15 protein-coding genes are annotated in these 17,420 nt (G+C 58.3%); 2 read left to right on the top strand and 13 right to left on the bottom strand.

Annotated features, from left to right (window positions below; translation table 11 throughout):
- Positions 1-94: 94 nt before the first annotated feature.
- Positions 95-1,294 carry a multidrug effflux MFS transporter gene (locus AC1DMK_RS16510; protein WP_477860395.1) on the bottom strand — a complete coding sequence of 400 codons (1,200 nt, stop codon included), beginning with the start codon at positions 1,292-1,294 and terminating at the stop codon, positions 95-97.
- A 238-nt stretch (positions 1,295-1,532) separates the two neighbouring features.
- On the opposite strand from AC1DMK_RS16510, the gene AC1DMK_RS16505 reads away from it, so the two are divergent.
- Positions 1,533-2,198, top strand: a complete 666-nt coding sequence (locus AC1DMK_RS16505) for a TetR/AcrR family transcriptional regulator C-terminal domain-containing protein (protein ID WP_037058114.1) — start codon at positions 1,533-1,535, stop codon at positions 2,196-2,198.
- A gap of 131 nt (positions 2,199-2,329) precedes the next feature.
- Here the strand turns inward: AC1DMK_RS16505 and AC1DMK_RS16500 are convergent, their stop codons facing one another.
- From AC1DMK_RS16500 to AC1DMK_RS16460, 9 genes are all read right to left on the bottom strand, one after another.
- Positions 2,330-3,583, bottom strand: a complete 1,254-nt coding sequence (locus AC1DMK_RS16500) for a glycerate kinase type-2 family protein (protein WP_037058113.1) — start codon at positions 3,581-3,583, stop codon at positions 2,330-2,332.
- Positions 3,584-3,599: 16 nt separating this feature from the next.
- Positions 3,600-4,637, bottom strand: a complete 1,038-nt coding sequence (locus tag AC1DMK_RS16495) for a LacI family DNA-binding transcriptional regulator (protein WP_037058111.1) — start codon at positions 4,635-4,637, stop codon at positions 3,600-3,602.
- Between the two features lie 258 nt (positions 4,638-4,895).
- Positions 4,896-5,441 (bottom strand): dTDP-4-dehydrorhamnose 3,5-epimerase, encoded by a 546-nt coding sequence (gene rfbC / locus AC1DMK_RS16490; protein ID WP_037058109.1) that lies wholly within the window; start codon positions 5,439-5,441, stop codon positions 4,896-4,898.
- The gene (rfbA, locus tag AC1DMK_RS16485) at positions 5,438-6,322 is read right to left on the bottom strand and encodes a glucose-1-phosphate thymidylyltransferase RfbA (protein WP_037058395.1); all 885 of its coding nucleotides are present in this window, start codon (positions 6,320-6,322) and stop codon (positions 5,438-5,440) included. Before rfbA ends, rfbC begins: the two co-directional genes overlap by 4 nt.
- Positions 6,319-7,215, bottom strand: a complete 897-nt coding sequence (rfbD, locus tag AC1DMK_RS16480) for a dTDP-4-dehydrorhamnose reductase (protein WP_477860391.1) — start codon at positions 7,213-7,215, stop codon at positions 6,319-6,321. The genes rfbA and rfbD overlap by 4 nt, the downstream gene beginning before the upstream one ends.
- Entirely contained in the window at positions 7,212-8,261 is a 1,050-nt protein-coding gene (gene rfbB / locus AC1DMK_RS16475; protein WP_477860389.1) for a dTDP-glucose 4,6-dehydratase, read from the bottom strand. The genes rfbD and rfbB overlap by 4 nt, the downstream gene beginning before the upstream one ends.
- Before the next feature lie 54 nt (positions 8,262-8,315).
- Positions 8,316-9,755 carry an exopolysaccharide biosynthesis polyprenyl glycosylphosphotransferase gene (locus AC1DMK_RS16470; protein ID WP_477860387.1) on the bottom strand — a complete coding sequence of 480 codons (1,440 nt, stop codon included), beginning with the start codon at positions 9,753-9,755 and terminating at the stop codon, positions 8,316-8,318.
- A 1,458-nt stretch (positions 9,756-11,213) separates the two neighbouring features.
- Positions 11,214-11,372, bottom strand: a complete 159-nt coding sequence (locus tag AC1DMK_RS16465) for a hypothetical protein (RefSeq protein WP_158447450.1) — start codon at positions 11,370-11,372, stop codon at positions 11,214-11,216.
- 665 nt (positions 11,373-12,037) lie between these two features.
- Positions 12,038-12,940 carry a DMT family transporter gene (locus tag AC1DMK_RS16460; RefSeq protein WP_477860385.1) on the bottom strand — a complete coding sequence of 301 codons (903 nt, stop codon included), beginning with the start codon at positions 12,938-12,940 and terminating at the stop codon, positions 12,038-12,040.
- Between the two features lie 220 nt (positions 12,941-13,160).
- Here AC1DMK_RS16460 and olsE point away from each other — a divergent pair, with 220 nt between their 5' ends.
- The gene (olsE, locus tag AC1DMK_RS16455) at positions 13,161-14,120 is read left to right on the top strand and encodes an ornithine lipid hydroxylase OlsE (RefSeq protein WP_477860384.1); all 960 of its coding nucleotides are present in this window, start codon (positions 13,161-13,163) and stop codon (positions 14,118-14,120) included.
- Between the two features lie 53 nt (positions 14,121-14,173).
- Here olsE and AC1DMK_RS16450 read toward each other — a convergent pair whose 3' ends face one another.
- The 3 genes from AC1DMK_RS16450 to AC1DMK_RS16440 all read right to left on the bottom strand — a co-directional run.
- The gene (locus AC1DMK_RS16450) at positions 14,174-14,965 is read right to left on the bottom strand and encodes a response regulator transcription factor (RefSeq protein ID WP_037058101.1); all 792 of its coding nucleotides are present in this window, start codon (positions 14,963-14,965) and stop codon (positions 14,174-14,176) included.
- 713 nt (positions 14,966-15,678) lie between these two features.
- Positions 15,679-16,965 carry an epoxide hydrolase family protein gene (locus tag AC1DMK_RS16445; RefSeq protein WP_477860382.1) on the bottom strand — a complete coding sequence of 429 codons (1,287 nt, stop codon included), beginning with the start codon at positions 16,963-16,965 and terminating at the stop codon, positions 15,679-15,681.
- A 95-nt stretch (positions 16,966-17,060) separates the two neighbouring features.
- The coding region (locus AC1DMK_RS16440; protein ID WP_477860380.1) for an Ohr family peroxiredoxin at positions 17,061-17,420 on the bottom strand (360 nt) is incomplete at its 5' end.

Raw genomic sequence — 17,420 nt, 5'->3', positions numbered from 1 at the left:
CACCAACCTCATCCCGAACCTGCCCCATCGATCGCCCGGACCGGTCTTAAGGATTAAGGCCGATCCCGATCCGAAGCCGGGTGCAGCCGCGTCGTCACTCCGCCGGAGCGACGGCGGCGCGGCGACCGAGCGTCGCCTGCGTCAGAAGAAAGGCGAACAGCGCGCAGAGCGCGATACCCATCGTCATCGGCAAGGCCGTACCGTCGGCAAAGAGAGCGGAGATGACCATAGCGACGGCAGCGATGACGAAATGCAGGGTTCCCATCAGCGATGAGGCAGTGCCGGCAATTTCACCGTGATCTTCGAGGGCGAGCACGGCGCTTGTCGGGATGACGAGACCGAGGAAGCCATAGCCGACGAAAAGGAAGGTGACGAGGACCGGCAACTGGTCGAAACCCGCCGCCATCAGGACCGCAAGAACGACCATGACGAAAGAGAAGGCCGTGACCGCGAGCCGCATGACGCGCACCAATCCGAAGCGCTCACCGAGCCACCCTGTTGCCTGCGACACCGTGAAGAACGAGACGGCATTGACCGAAAACGCGAGGCTGTATTGCGTTGGCGTCAGCCCGTAATGCTCGATCAGCACGAAGGACGAGTTGGCGAGGTAGACGAGGAAACCCGAAATGCCGAGACCGCCGATAAAGGTGAGGGTCATGAAATTGCGGTCGCGAAGCAACAGGGCATAAGCCGCCATCGCCGACTTCAGGCCACTTCCGACACGATCCTCCTTAGACCGGGTTTCATCGAGTTGGGTCGCCAGCAGGACGAGACCGATGAAAGCGGCGATCGTAACCGCCCAGAAGACACCGCGCCAACCGTAGTACTGAATGACGGCGCTACCGGTCAGCGGGGCGAGGATCGGCGAGATGCTGAAGACGAGCATCAGCAGCGACATCAGGCGAGCGGCCTGAACGCCGGTATGCATATCGCGAACAATAGCGCGTGGCACCACCATGCCGGCAGCACCGCCGATGCCCTGGAGAAAACGAAACGCAATCAGCGTTTCGATATTGGTGGCAAGCGCGCAGCCGATGCTGGCAAGCGCGAAGATCCCGATACCGAGGTAAAGCGGCAGCTTGCGCCCCCAGGTATCTGAGATCGGACCATAGAGAAGCTGCGTGAGCGCAAATGAAATGAAGAAGGCGAGAAGTGTCAGCTGGGTGACGCTGTTATCTGCGCCAAGGTCCTGCCCGATCGATGGAAGAGCGGGAAGATACATATCGATCGCGAAAGGACCGATGGCCGAGAGAAGGCCGAGGATGAGCGCAATGCGAAAGAAGGGAGCCGTCATAGTGGTGATCTTTCATGAAACCGCGGCGAAGGAACCGGATTGTCGCTCCGCCGCATTGCTCTCGAGGGGTTCATTGATGATCGGTCGCCGACGAAAACGTGCTTGGGAGGACCCGTGCCACCGGCTAACCAATGTGTCTATAAACTTGGACACAACTGTAAACCTAGACACTATTGTCTAACACGTCAATACGCCTTATCTTCGCCCTATGAGAAATAGAGCGACACTGGTGAAGGGGATGGCAGGGCATACGCAGCGCGGACAATGTGCAAAGCGTCTGTCCATTTTGGAAGCCGCGGCAAACGTTTTCTGCCGCCATGGTTTTGCCGGCGCCAGCATCGATGAGATCGCCGCCGAGGCCTGCGTCTCGCGCCAGACAATCTACAATCACTACCGCGAAAAAGAAACGCTGTTTGTCGCCGTCGTCGATGACGTGATGAACCGTGCCAATGCCATGCTGTTTTCGGTCCTGTCCAGTTTCCCGGACCGGGCGGACAATCTGGAAGACGACCTGACCGCGTTTTCCGTCCGGCTCAGCAAGAACTGCGTCTGCGACCACGACGGCAAATTCCTGCGCAAATTGGTGCAAACCGAAGGCGAGAACTACCCCCACCTGTTCGAGTCCTTCCGGCAACAGGGACCAGGAAAACTGGCGAATGCCCTATCTGCGCTGTTGGCAAGGCTCAGCCATGGCGGCGCCCTGATGATCGACGACTTCGATGTGGCGGCGCGCCAGTTTGTGGCCCTCGGCAATGCCGATCTGCAGACGCTGACGCTGTTTGGCGCAACACCGACCGATGATCAACTGGAGAGCGCAGCCCGCAATGCGGTGCGCACGTTCCTTCGGGCCTATGGCCGGGCGGACATTCAACAGCGACCCGAGCTTGCTTCCATTGGTGCCTAGGTTCACAAAAGTCCAACCGTGACGGAACGCTCGCACGCCTTTCCCGTAAGTCGTCGCTGATCGCATATTTCAAAGCCGCCACCGGCGGATGACGGACTTCGTCTCCGATTGCTGGCGCATGCGCAGCGGCTTCATCGAACCAGAATCGCCCGGAAATCGTTGACGTTGGTGCCGGTTGGGCCCGTCTCGAAGAGGTCGCCGATTGCCGCAAAACCGCTGTAACTGTCGTTGCCGTCGAGCAGGCGCCGAGGGTCGAAGCCTGCCGCTCTCAATCGCCGCATCGTTTCGCCGTCCGCAAAGGCGCCTGCGTTGTTTTCCGAACCGTCGATCCCGTCGGTATCGGCCGCAAGAAGATGCAACTCATGCCCCTCGATCGCAAGCGCCATGGCAAGCGCGAACTCGCCGTTTCGTCCGCCCTTGCCTCCCTTGCCTCTCAAGGTGACGGTCGTCTCGCCACCGGACAGGATGACCACCGGCTTGGCAAACGGCCTGTCCTTGCCGAGGATCTCGCGGGCGATCGCGGCGTGCACCAGCGCGACGTCGCGTGCTTCCCCCTCTATGGAGTCGGAGAGGATGGCGGGCGTAATGCCTTGCGAGCGCGCTACCGCCGCGGCCGCCTCCAGCGAGACGCCAGCCGATGCAACGACATGATGCAGGTGACGGGCGAAAGCAGGATCGTCCGGGCTTGGCGCATCGGCCTTCGGCGAGGCCAGGTGATCGAGCGCTGCCTGTGGAAGCTGCAAGCCGTACTGTTTGACGATCGCCAGGGCGTCGTGGCGGGTCGAGCGGTCGGGCACCGTCGGCCCGGAGGCGACATAGGCCGGATTGTCGCCGGGAATGTCGGACACGATCAGGCTGACGACGCGAGCCCGCGTCGCTGCCGCCAGCCGCCCGCCCTTGATGGTCGACAGGTGCTTGCGCACGACGTTCATCGCCGAGATCGGCGCGCCCGAAGCCAACAGCATCTCGTTGAGAGCGATCTCGTCCTCGAGCGTGAGGCCCTCCGGCGGCGCGGGCAGCAGAGCCGAGCCGCCACCGCAAACGAGCGCAATCACCAGGTCGTCCTCGCAGAGGTCCCCGACTGCCTCTAAGAGGCGCCGGGATGCGATCAGCCCGGCCGCGTCAGGGACGGGATGCGCGGCTTCCATGATCTCGATGTAGCGCGTTTCGCAGCCGTAGCCGTATCGCGTCACGACGATACCTCCAAGCGGTCCGTCCCAGAGGCTTTCGAGTGCCCGTGCCATCTGGGCAGCGCCCTTGCCCGCACCAACGACCACAGTCCGTCCCTTCGGCTTGGACGGTAGGTGGCGCTTGATACCTGTGAGCGGATCGGCGGCATCGACAGCGGCAAAAAACAGGCTTTTCAGGAAGTCGCGGGGTTGCATGGCAGCGTTCCTGACGTCAGCTGTTAAGGGTAAAGGCATCGCTCTCGCCGGGCGCGAGTTCGAGTGGCCAGATCGTATTTCGCGCGCCCTTGGGATAGTACTCCGCATAGGCCGGCATGGTGGCAAGAAGTGTTTCGGCGAGCTCCACCCCGAGATCGCGCAGCGACATGCGGAAGCAGGTCAGGGTCGGTTGAAGGAACTTGGCACGAGGTTCTTCGCGAAAACCGATGACGGCAAGATCCCGGCCGGGCACAATGCCGGCCTCGACCATACGGCGGTAGAGGCCGATCGCCATCAGCTCGTAGATCAGGATGATCGCCGTGGGCTTGTTCTCCAGCCCAAGCAGATCATCGCCGGCCTGATAGCCGCCCTGCTCGCTCGATTTGACGCGGATGACCAGCGCCGGATCATACTCGATTCCATGCCGCTCCAGAGCCCGGCGGTATGCATCGACGAAGATGTAGCCGAGATTGATGTCATTGGAAGGAGCCGCGATCGCAATGCGCCGATGCCCCTTGGAAATCAGGCGATCCACGGCGCAAGCCGCCACGCCTTCGAAATCGAGGTCGATCCAGGTATAATTGCCGCCTGAAGCACTGCGTCCGAGCGCGACGAACGGGATCTTCGCCTTTGCGAGAAAATCGATACGTCTGTCGACGCGCTGGGTAGCCGAGATAATCATGGCATCGACGACATGTCGCGCAACCATGCGCTTCAAATACTCGTGTGGATCCTCCTCGCTTGGGCAAGGAAGCATGACGAGATCAAGCTTGTGACGCACCAAGACGCTCTGCAAGCCGCCCGTCAATCCGAGGAAGAAGTTGTCGCCGTTCTCAAGCGTTTCCTTGCTGGATTCAATCATCAAGCCGATGACGTTTGTCGTGCCCTGGCGAAGGCTGCGCCCCGACTGGTTTGCCACGTAGCCAAGCTCCTCGGCTGCGGCAAGCACACGCCGGCGTGTCTCCTCGTTCACGTCAGGCTTGCCGTTGAGTGCCCGAGAGACGGTCCCGATAGAGATATCGAGATGCTTGGCCAGTTGACGAATTCCCTTCATTTGCGCCAATCTTCCTCCCTCGCTGAAAATGCCTCGTCCCTATTTGCCACACAGAAACGTTTCCGCAAAGCGCCAAGCAGCGGGTCTTTTCCCGCAAGAGTTTCAAAGTGAGGTTCAGAATGCCAACCTGCGAGACGCGAATTGAGGCCCGCCGAGCAGGCCAACCTTGCCAATGGCTGGCTGCAGGAGGCTTCAGATGATTTGAAGAGGGGTTCGCGCCTCTTCCCTTGCCCGTCCGGTACTCTGCAAAGCCTCTCTTCAATCGAAAAGTTCGGCCGCCTCGAACGAGGACGCCGCCGCGTCCTTGGGCGAAAGAACGGGCGCACAATCCATCGGCCAGCGAATGTTCAGTACGGCATCGCTCCAAAGAACGGACCGTTCGCTTTCGGGCGAATAGAAGTCGGTCGTCTTGTAGAGGAACTGGGCTGTTTGAGAGAGAACAAAAAAACCATGCGCGAAACCGGGTGGTACCCAAAGCTGTCGCTTGTTGTCGGCGGAAAGGATCTCGCCGATCCATTTGCCGAAAGTGGGCGACGATTTGCGAAGGTCGACAACAACGTCGAATACCTCTCCTTCGACAACGCGAAGGAGTTTTCCCTGGGGATGATTGATCTGATAGTGCAGCCCCCGCAGAACGCCCTGGGCCGATTTGGAATGGTTGTCTTGAACGAAGCTCACATCCCGGCCGACCGCTGTGTTGAAACGGGCCTGATTGAAGCTTTCGAAAAAGAAACCTCTTTCATCACCGTAAACTGTCGGCTCTATCAGGAGCACGTCACTGATATCGAGAGGTGTGACCTTCATCGATTGCCACCCTCCTCCAGAAGCCGCAGAAGGTATTTGCCGTATCCGTTTTTGCTGAGCGGTGCGGCCAATCGTTCGAGTTCGGCGGCGCTGATCCAGCCGTTTCGGAAGGCGATCTCCTCGGGACACGAAACCTTGAGACCCTGGCGACGCTCCAGGGTCGAGATGAACTGGCCGGCGTCCAGGAGAGAGTCATGCGTGCCTGTGTCCAGCCAGGCATAGCCGCGCCCCATGATTTCGACCGTCAGGCTACCGTCATCGAGATAACATCGGTTGAGATCCGTAATTTCCAGCTCGCCCCTCGGTGACGGGCTGAGCTGTTTGGCAAACTCGACGGCTCGCTGATCGTAGAAATAAAGCCCGGTCACGGCGTAGTTCGATCTGGCGCTCGCGGGCTTTTCCTCGATCGAGAGAACCCTGCGTTCATTGTCGAATTCCACGACGCCGTAGCGCTCGGGATCCAGCACGTGATAGGCAAAGACCGTTGCCCCCGCTTCGCGCGACATGCCGCTTCCGAGCAACATCGGCAGATCATGTCCGTAGAAAATGTTGTCGCCAAGAACAAGCGCCGACGGCGACCCGTCGAGGAATTTCTCGCCGATGACAAAGGCCTGGGCGAGGCCATCTGGCGACGGTTGCTCGGCATAGGAGAAACTCACGCCCCAGTCACGACCGTTGCCCAGCAGCTGCTCGAAGCGTGGAATATCCAGTGGCGTCGAAATAACGAGAATGTCGCGGATGCCCGCCAACATCAGCGTGCTCAGCGGATAGTAGATCATCGGCTTGTCGAACACCGGCAACAGTTGCTTGCTTATGGCAAGTGTTGCCGGATGCAAGCGCGTGCCGGACCCACCGGCCAGAATGATCCCTTTTCTGGTCATGGCTTCCACCCCCGCTTTCCAAGTTGGTCAAGCATCCGATCCACATGAACCGTCCAGTCCGGCAAGGTGATGCCGAGAGCGGAAGTCAGCGCATCCGTATTCAATGAGGAATTGTGCGGACGCGCCGCAGGCCGCGGATAGTCTTGCGTCGCGATGGGCTCGATATCGTCAACGCCCGCTTGTAATTCGAAGCCGATCTCCAAGGCGCGTCGGACGACGTAGCAGGCAAGCCCGTGCCAGCTTGTCCGGCCCGAAGCCGTGAGGTGATAGGTTCCGCCAGCCAGATCGCCGCGACGGCAGGCGGCCACGGCCAGCGCGGTGACATCCGCAATGAGTTCGGCGGATGTCGGTGCCCCGAATTGATCGGCGACCACGCGAAGGCCTGGCCGTTCCCGAGCAAGACGGAGAATGGTGGTGATGAAGTTTGCGCCTTCTGCAGAAAAGACCCAGCTCGTCCGAAACAGCAGATGCCGGCAACCCGCGGCCTCGATCGCCAATTCTCCGGCGCGCTTGGAGCGGCCATAGACGTTCAGAGGTTGCGTTTCGTCCGTCTCCACGTAGGACGATTTCTTCTCGCCGCTGAAGACATAGTCCGTGGAATAGTGAACGAACAAGGCGTTCCGGTCGTGGGAGTAATCCGCCATGATCCGCACGGCGTCACCGTTGATCCGGAACGCCGCCTCGGAGTTTGCCTCTGCAACATCGACCTGCGTAAAGGCAGCGGCATTCGCGATGATCTCCGGCCGGAACGCGTCGAGTTGCCCGGCAATTGCCTCGGTGGCCTCTAGATCGATAGCGTCGCGGCCCACAGCCATCATTCGGCCGAACGGAAGCAACGTGCGCTGAAGCTCAAGACCGACTTGGCCGTTCTTGCCGAGAAGCATTAGGCTCATGCGTATTGCTTCTCCAGCCAGTTGCGATAGCCGCCCGACGTGACGTCCTGGACCCAATCGGAATTTTCGAGATACCACCTCACGGTCTTGCGAATGCCACTTTCGAACGTCTCGGCGGGCCGCCAGCCAAGACCTGTCTCGATCTTGCGCGCGTCGATCGCGTAGCGTCGGTCGTGGCCCGGCCGATCTTTGACGAATGCGATTTGATCTCGATAGGATCTGCCGTCGGCGCGCGGACGGAGTTCGTCCAGCACGTCACATAGCATCGTCACCACATCGAGATTGGTCCGCTCGTTCCAGCCGCCGATGTTGTAGGTCTGCCCTGGATCGCCCGCGTCTAATACGCGCCGGAGAGCGCTGCAATGATCCTTGACGTAGAGCCAATCCCTGATCTGCTGTCCGTCGCCGTAGAGCGGCAGCGGCCGCCCCTGCAGCGCATTGTGGATCACCAGGGGAATGAGCTTCTCGGGAAAGTGAAACGGCCCGTAGTTGTTCGAGCAATTGGTCGTCAGTACTGGCAGCGCATAGGTGTGATGATACGCGCGCACCAGATGGTCGCTTGCCGCCTTGCTGGCAGAGTACGGGCTGTTGGGCTGATAGCGGGTCTCTTCGTGGAACGCCGGATCTTCAGAACCGAGCGTGCCGAACACTTCATCCGTCGATACATGAACAAAGCGGAAGCCTGCGTTGTCCTGCAGTCCGCTCCAGTAGGCACGCGTTGCTTCGAGCAGGCGGAAGGTTCCCAGAATATTCGTCTGGATGAAGTCTTCCGGCCCGTGGATCGACCTGTCGACGTGGCTCTCGGCGGCGAAATGGATAATCGCCCGTGGCCTGTGCTGCGACAGCAGGCCCGCCACGAGCGCCGTGTCGCCGATGTTGCCGTGGACGAAGACGTGACGTGCGTCGCCATCGTGAGACTGCAGATTGTGGCGGTTGCCGGCGTAGGTCAGAGCGTCCAAGTTCAGGACCGGTTCGTCGTTTTGCGCCAGCCAGTCGAGGACGAAATTCGAGCCGATAAAACCGGCGCCGCCTGTCACTAATATCATCGCCCACGCACCCCTCTCAATACCAACGCAAACACTAAGGTCAGCGACGAACTGCTAGTAGACGTTGCTGCGGTCCCGCATGCTGAGCACCGTCGAGAAAATTATCCGGAGGTCGAGCCGTAGCGACCAATTGTTAATATACCAGATGTCGTGGCGCACGCGGTCCGCCATCTTGTCGACCGTCGGCGTCTCGCCACGATGCCCATTGATCTGAGCCCAGCCCGTCAGGCCAGGCTTCACATGTCGGCGAGAGGCATATTGCGCGATCAGCGTTCCGTAGAGATCGTCGTGCGCCAGAGCGTGCGGACGCGGACCGACGACCGACATTTCCCCCCTCAGCACGTTCCAGAACTGCGGCAGTTCGTCCAGGCTTGCGGACCGAATGAAAGCGCCGACGCGCGTCACCCTGGGGTCGTTGCGTGTGGCCTGTCGGATGTCGCCTGAGTCCTCCATCACCGTCATGCTGCGGAACTTCAAAATTCGGAACGGACGGCCGCTATAGCCCTTGCGTGACTGTACGAAAAACACAGGCCCTTGGCTATCGAGTTTGATGGCGATCGCAATGACCAGGCAGATGGGGAACATGACGGTCAATGCCGCGATCGAAAAGGCAATGTCGAAGGAGCGCTTCACACCGCGTTCGAGCATGTCGAGCGGCGGCCGATGTGTCTGGAAGGCGCGACTCTCGCCGATATTCTGCGCAGATCCCTCCGCGATATCTCCGACCAGCCCGGCGAACATTACGCTCACGGGCAAGCAGAACTGGCGCAGCGCCGACAGGCACGCTTCCAGCGTCTGCAAACTGCCAAAATCACCCCAGATGATCAGCACCTCGTCGACATCAGCGATACCGTGCCTCTCGCAATCCTCCCGCATCGAGGCCGCAGTGCTCTCTGTCTGGCCGATGCACATCGTATGCTTGACGGAGAGCCCGCCAAGGGCCGCCTTCTGCACAATTGGCTCCGTGGGCGTTGCACTATGGCAGATCAACAGGACACGCCGCGTTGGGAAAGCAGCGTGAGCGATCGCTCTCTTCAGATAGGAATACCACATGAGACGCAGCGAAATAAGCCCGCACAAGGACAGGACCGCGGTCGACAGGATCGCACCGCGTGAAACCGTTGCTCCTATTTTCAAGAAGAAGACAATCGTCAGCAGAAATACGAGTACTGCCGGCAGGCACGTGCAGATCATTGCCACTTGGCGCCGAAACGATAAGATCTCAGCAGGACGGTAGGCATRCACGCCGCCCATCGCCAGGACAAAGACAGTGGCGACCAACAGGCCGATGCCGACATAAAGCGACAGATCGCCGTAGGTACCAAGGGCAATCTGCCCATAGAGCCAATAGCCTCCGGTGCTGGCCACTAGAAGAACGATGAAATCGAGCGCCGCGGCAACATATGTTATGGCAACGCTGTTGAGGCCAAACCAGCTTCGATCACTTCTGACCGAAAGGTGCCCGCTCCAGCTTTGTTCGACTGGCATGGTCATGACCTGTTACCCTCAACCCGCCAGCATAGTTAACACAAGATAAACACATACAACAATCAACCCATGAATACTCCTTATTCAGTAATTCCGAAGTAGCGGCGTGCTGAATCTGCAACGGCGCCGAACTATAGGTTTTATTTCTTCAGTAATATCGCCTGAAGTCGACCACGGACCCACGTCACGTCGGCTCGATACCGGCGACGATGTCGAGCGGAGCGCGCATTTCGAGCTTGCTGGACCCAATGCGCTTGGTTCGCGGTGGCATACTCGGCCGAAGGGTAGCGCTGCGCCTCAGTACGGCCGGCTGGTCAATCAGGGACGCCACGTCCAGCTTGTAACTGGAAACTTATAATGATTTCCGTTGCCTGAGCGGCTCATTGCTGCCCCGCCATCGGAATGATGCGCTGGACTTGTCGGCTGGATGATGGCAGGGGCCGGGCGGGATCGTTGCTTAGCCATTGGGGAAAGCTGACAGGACAAGCCGGGCCGTCTACCGGATAGAAGTAAGCGCTGCCTTCTGTCGAAACGCCGCTGGATCGGCTTTGCGGTCGCGTCGGCCGGCAGTTTGAAGTCCGAAGAAATGCGAACCGGCATAGATTGATACTGGCACCAACTGGAAGCGCGGTGATTAACAGAGAATTATGAAAGAGTTTATACAGTACTTTCTTGCTTTTCAGTGAGGAACTACATCGAACTTCGACAACAATTATTTTGGCACCTTGCTTCAATTAAGTATTATTACTTTAGCGACGGTGACTGTTCGCAATGCAGGCAGTTCCTGCGGCTTCCTGAAGGTTACCTCTTTAGGCGTTCGTACTTTCACGTTGCTCCAAAGCCGGGAGCCAAAGGAAGCAGGATCGTCCACGTGGGGCCGACCAACGCGGCTCGGCGTTCCAACCCGACAACTCGCGTTTGCCTGTCATCGCTACCCCATCAATCGTGGTCATCGCCTTTCCGGCCGCCTGAGCGCGGCCGAATGCCGTCCAGCATTTTCTGATGCGCCCGTGCAGTGATTTCGGTACTCACCAGCAGAATCCAATTATGGACACGATCGAGCCCGGAACCGCGGGATGGAGGCATGATAAGCGCCATACACGCCATGACTCTCGGGCCAGCCTCCCGGAACGGCTGCAAGGTCCAACCAGACGGATCGTCGCGTAATCGGCGCTTGCGAAATGTGATGCTGCGTCTTCGATCACTCTTCCACGCCATCGTCCCGGACCTCCTCTAGCTGCAGCGCAGGCGACCCTTCGGCACCAAGCCCCATTGTTCTGAGTTTCTTGCCTGATTGAACGTGCCGCCGGGCCTGCGCGCTCAGCAGCCATCTGATGGATTCGGCCCGGCTGGCCCGCATTCTCTCGGCCGGAAGCGAGTCCCTGCACAACAACTGGCGCCCGGTCCGCGGCCAGGCGATGGATCTTGAAACGATCCGGATCCACCGCGGCGACGTGAGATCCATCATTGGTCAGTGACCGTCGAAACATGCCCCACAGTCCCGGTGCCGAAAACGCTGACCCGATATTCACCGTCGTCCGGCCAATCCGTCGGGTAAGAATTGTCCAGGATCGCAACCTTCTGCTTAGAAGCAAGGCTTGCGAAAATCAGTTCAAATTCCATGTCTGATCTTGTCCGAGCACAGTTTACCGTTCCGACAGAATACATCCACCAGCTATTATTCTTATAATCTAAAGATTCTTCACCAGTTGATAGTTCCGCTTGCCACTTTTGTTGTTGACGCGGAAATAATGCTAAGCGTAAACATTGCTCTATGCAATAGTCAAAAATTAACCAAACCTAATATAGATAGACTCTACGATCTATTCTCTTGTGAACTTCAGATGAATCGGATGATTGTGCTGATGTTTTAGCTTTGAAGCGGCCCGCCAGGGTCATCCATTCCGGTGACCGCGAAGGACAAAAATGGTCGTTGATGGGCTGAATACAACCAGGTGAACGTGCCCTCGTTCGAATTCCGGAAATCTCTCAAACAAAGCCAATGTCTACAGTAACATTATGAATACAAACACCAAACACCGATACTACGGCCGTTGAAGCCTTGTGATTGCGTGCGCCTTCAGCCTCTGAGCCGGCAGCTCGAACTGATGGTCGTACGTAGTGCGCGCCTTTTGAAGTAATGCTCTTCATTAAAATGTACTAGGCGACAGTGCCATCTATATTTTAATTTCCTCGTCCAAGAAAGCCAGAATCAATTACTTACTTGCGCGCATCGCTCGGTTGCGAGTCGCGAAGGCGTTTATCGGCGTGACGCGGCGGTCGCGATCTCATGCGGTCATACGGCGACTGGCAAGTATTTGCCGGCGTTCCCACCAGACGAGTGCCAGGCTCGACGCGACAATCAGAAGTGCTCCGGCAACGACGTTTATAGTCGGGATTTCCGACCAGATGAGGTAGCCATAGAGGAACGCCCACACCAGGCCGCTGTATTCCATGGGAGCCAGCGTCGAGGCCGGTGCATGTCGGAAGCCCTCGTAAAGGAGGTACTGCCCGACCGTTGCGACAACACCAAGGCCGAGCATCAACGCCCAACCTGCAAAATCCGGCGTTTTCCAGAGCCACGGCAGCGTTGCACCGCAGGCGATGACGAAGAGAAAGCTTGTCGCCATCATCTGGTTCAACGTGCTTTCGGTGCGACTGACGAGGCGAACGAGAACTGTGCTCAAGGCCCAGCAGAAGCCGGCGAAAACAACCATGCCGGCCGGCGCGAGGCTCGGCGCCTCTGTCGGATTTGCTGCCAGGACCACCCCGACAAATCCCCCGACGCAGGCAAGCCAGCGTATGGGCCCGACATTTTCCTTGAGGACGAGGATGGACAGCAGGATAACGATGATCGGAGCGGAAAAATACATCGTGGTGATCTCGGCCAGCCCGAGGCTTTTTGCCGCTGAATAGAAGGCCATCCACGCGGCGAACATCAGACCGGCGCGCAGCATCAGCGAACTTCGGTGCTTGCTTTTCAGGATCGACGGATGCCGCAGCCGTCGGACCATGAAGCCTGCAGCCGTCGCGACGATGATGCTGCGGACAAAAAGTATCTGTGGCACAGGATAGTCGACCACGAGCCATTTCACGATCGCGTCCTGGATTGCAAACAGCGAGTAGCCCGAGCAAGCCAGGGCTATGCCCACAAGTGGATTCGGTGGTTGGTCGGATGATTTGGAAAGCATTGCGGCCTGCGGCGGGATTTCATTGCGACTGGATCTAACAAGAAGACGGCACGTCGACAATTGCAAGAACTAGAAGAGGTGCGGATTGCTTGACTTGGAAACCCGACCGATGTTGGGTTCAGATGCGTGGCTGTGACGCACGGCGCTGACCTCACATAGTGCTTCACAACGGTGCCTGGGATGTAGCATGGTGCATCGTCAGTATCGTCGGAGGTGGCATGTGGCCGACCAGAGCAGCGCGCCTGTTTACATCGCTTTTTCGTGGATACTCTGGCCAACGCTGTTTGCCCTTGGGCTGACGGGGGCGGGCCTTGCGTTCCACACGAGCGCGCCTCTGCTGTGGTTCAACGTTGTCTACCTGGCTATCGCTGCCGCAATCGCGCTCCTCGAGCGCGCAATGCCCTACGAGCAGCAATGGCTGCATCACGACGGGGAAGCGCTCAACGACATAGCCCATACTCTGTTGAACAAGGGCGGCGTCCAGGTAGCCGCGGCGATAGGCGCATCGGCTCCGATGGCAATTGCAACTGTTGCCCAGCCAGTGATCAGCGGCCCGGCGCACATCTGGCCAGACGCCTGGCCCCTCGGTCTTCAAGTGGGGATTGGGCTGATCATTGCCGAGCTTGGGCTGTATGTTGCCCACAGGGCCGCGCACGAAATTCTCTCGCTCTGGCGGTTTCATGCGCTTCATCACAGCGTCGAGCGTCTCTGGGTCGTCAACACAGGGCGCTTTCACCTGATAGATTCGCTGGTCAAGATCGCGCTCAGCCAGCTTCCGCTCTATCTGATGGGTGCGCCGTTGCCGGTCTTCCTGTGGATCGGAGCAGTTACAGCCTTCATTGGCCTTCTGACCCACTGCAACATTGATGTTCGAACCGGACCGCTCGACCTGATCTTCAGCACGCCGCGGCTCCACCGATGGCACCACTCACGCGTTCTCGCCGAGGGGAACACGAATTACGGCGAGAACCTCGTCCTGTGGGATCAGATTTTCGGGACCTATTTCAACCCAGCCCGCCGCCCGCCGGCTGATATCGGCATCAGCGGGCGAATTGCGGACGGATTCCTGGCGCAATTGCTGCAACCCTTTTCGGCGAATGGATTTCGCCAAATCCTGGGTCGCAAGGCAGATGCCGGCGATCTAGACCCGGCGAAGCTCGGCCACCAGCGCCAGGACTAGTATCTTGCAGGCACTCCTACTCCTGGAGGACAGCGCCGAATAGCCCTGTCGGGCTATTCGGAAGGCGCATTCCAGCGTGAGTCGCTTTGGAAGAGGTCGTTGAGCTTGTAGGCAACTTCCGTTCGGTTGGTCGCCTTCAGCTTCTTCATGATATTGCGAATATGAACCTTCACGGTGCTTTCGCGCAGATTGAGTTCATAGGCGATTATCTTGTTCGCTTTTCCCTTGCGAAGGGCCTGTACGACCTCCGCCTGCCGAAGCGTAAACATACGGGAGAGTTCTCTCTGTCTCGGATTCTTGTCGATCGGGACCGAGGCCGAGAAGCTGTTTCCAGCAAGAATGAACGTGCCCCCGGCAACGGCCAAGGCGATCGCCTCGACGCACACTTCGATTCCAACCGAAGTCGGTATGAATCCCCGAGCGCCGTGCTCAAGAACCTTCAATGTCTGATTGAGATCGTCCCCATCAGCCAGAATGATAACCGGCGCAGGAGCAAGCTCTGCCGCAATGCTTGCGATTTCGTCGCACAGCAAGCCATCGCTTGTCTTGCGGCCAGCAATGTTAAGAAGAACGGCTGTTACGCGTTCAAGAGTGTCTTTCTTCCGGCGCCATTCCGCGACAGACCCCACCGCGAGAGCTTTCATGCCAAGACCGTTGCGCGTCAGCGTTGTCGCGAGACACTCTCGCTCCAGCGTCCTGCCATCGATGATGAGCAAGCATCGTTCGTCTTGGTGCTCATGCTCAGCATGACCGAACTCACTGAGCACCCGGGGCGAAGCCGCCACGGCCTGGAGCTTGCCAAGAGGTGTTCGTCCGCTTTCAAATTCCGAATGTACGTAATTCATACTAGCCTCATACTCAATAGTGTTAGAGGTGATCATGCGTAACGAAATTCAATACTCTGGGAGCGTCACGGTTATTATGGCTACAAAGTAGTTTCCCGTTTTTGGATCGTTTATGTCGTCTGGTTTCTACTTCATTAAGAACCTACATAGATGATTACTAATAATCAATATAAAATATTTGTCCGATCTAAAATAATAAACGCCTAGTATATAAAATTGTACCATTCCGGGAGGAAAATGGGAATTTATTTTCACTCATTTGAGTAAACGCTGGTCATTACCGATGTCGAAACTAACAATTCGAAATACGTTTCCTGATTAATAATAATAGAGCCGTAGTTTTATCTCGTAGTTTACTGCCGGAGATCGTATTGTTTTCCGGCTGCTCGCCCGCTTTTCATCCAAAGGTAGGTTTTTTGCAATATGTCCGCCTGTATTGCCATGGACAGTGCGGACCGGCGCTCGGAAGCAATGGCCGTGGAATAGGTCGATGAGGGAGGCCATACTCCAGGCGAGGTCGTCCGCGATACGCGAATTGCCTTGATCGCAACCGCGCAAATCGTTGGTGCAGCCCGAGGTACCTGCCCGTTGTCGCCGGCCATGGGCGGGAGGAGGAAATGCCGCTGGATAGCGGCATCGTTGTTTCCCACGAAGTGGCGCGGTATCTGGAAACCGTGAGCTTGCTGCGCGCGGAGCTTGGGCAGCCACTCAAACTAGGACCGCAGCGGCCGAAGTGAATTTCTGAGTTCCACCGAGAACAATTCGGGTTGCTCCCACGCCGCAAAATGCCCACCCTTGTCGAGTTTGTTGTAGTAGATCAGATTGGGATAGGCCTTCTTCACCCAACTCCGCGGGGCTGTATAGATCTCGTCGGGAAAGACGCTTACGGCAACGGGGATCTTGACGTTCTTGGGAGCGAAAAAGGCGAGCTTGTTTTCCCAATAGAGGCGAGCCGAGGAAACCGCCGTGTTCGTCAGCCAGTAGAGCGTGATGTTATCGAGGATATCGTCTCGCGAGAGGCCCTCTGCTTGACCATCAAAGACGCGCGCAATCAACTCATAGCTGCGTATGTCGTGGTCTAGTATCCAGGCGGCCAGGCCGACAGGCGAATCCTCGATCCCGTAGAGCGTCTGCGGACGGTTGCCCATCTCCTGGGCGTAGGCTAGTCCGTGCTTGTAGAAGTAGGCAAGCTGCTCGTAAGCATTGACTTCGTCTGGGGAAAGCCCCGACGGTGTCGGCGAGCCTGCATAGGACGCCGCGTCAATTTCGGGTGGAACTGCACCAGGCATGTTCGTGTGAATGGCGATCAGTCCCTTCGGCGCCTGGACGCCCATCTGATCGACGATGAGCGCGCCCCAGTCGCCGCCCTGGGCGGCGTATCGGGTGTAGCCAAGGCGTTTCATCAGCTCCGCCCAGGTTTGGGCGATGCGCTCGGGTCCCCAGCCCTTGCTCGTCGGCTGTCCGGAAAAACCGTAGCCCGGCATCGATGGGATGACGAGGTCGAACGCATCTTCGGCTTTCCCGCCGTATGCGGTCGGATCGGTGAGCGGGCCTATGATCTTGATCTGCTCGATGACAGACCCCGGCCAACCATGTGTAATGATCAATGGAAGCGCGTTGGGATTTTTCGAACGAACATGGATGAAGTGAATGTCCAGCCCGTCGATTTCAGTTGTGAACTGTGGCAATGCGTTCAGCCGATCCTCGACCTTGCGCCAATCGTAGTCAGTCGCCCAATACTGTGCGAGTTTCTGGATCGTCGCCAGTTGCACGCCTTGCGATGCATCCGGTACCCCTTCCCGCTTGGGCCATTTCGTCGCCGCTACGCGTCGGCGGAGATCGGCAAGTTGCTCGTCCGATGCGGCGAAATGGAAGGGCCGAATTGCGTAGGCGTCATCAGCCGCTCTAGCAAGTTGCGCCGGCAGGAGACTGACCGCACTCGCAGCTGCCGCACTCGCAAGCAAGCCGCGCCGTGTGATCGATGATGATTGAGCTGACATGACGTCCTCCTATTGGTTCGGTTTCATCCGGACGCGTGGCACAATTTCACTGAAATCCAGGCGCATCCATTGCACTATGGTGTCGTCGATGCCGTTCAGATCAGGTTCGTCTCAACGTCGATATTGCCGCGGGTTGCCTTGGAGTACGGGCAGATTTCGTGAGCTGCATGGATGAGCTCGTGTGCGACGTCGCGGTCGATGCCCGGTACGCTGACGTTCAGGCGGGCCCGCAGGAAGTAGGAGCCGTCGTCAACGTTGAGATCGATCTCGGCATCGACCTCGGCGCCGGCCGGAAGCCTGATGCTCCTCTGGGTGGCGGCGACCTCGATCGCTCCGATGTAGCAGGCCGACCAGGCGGCGCCGAAGAGTTGCTCGGCTGCCGGGTGCGGTTGCGGCAGCTTGATGTCCAGCTTGCCGTCGCTGCTGCGCGCATAGCCGTCGCGGCCGCCCTTGTT

This window comes from Rhizobium sp. 05L419 (assembly GCF_056397845.1).
This window is presented reverse-complemented; position numbering and strand designations above follow the sequence as displayed.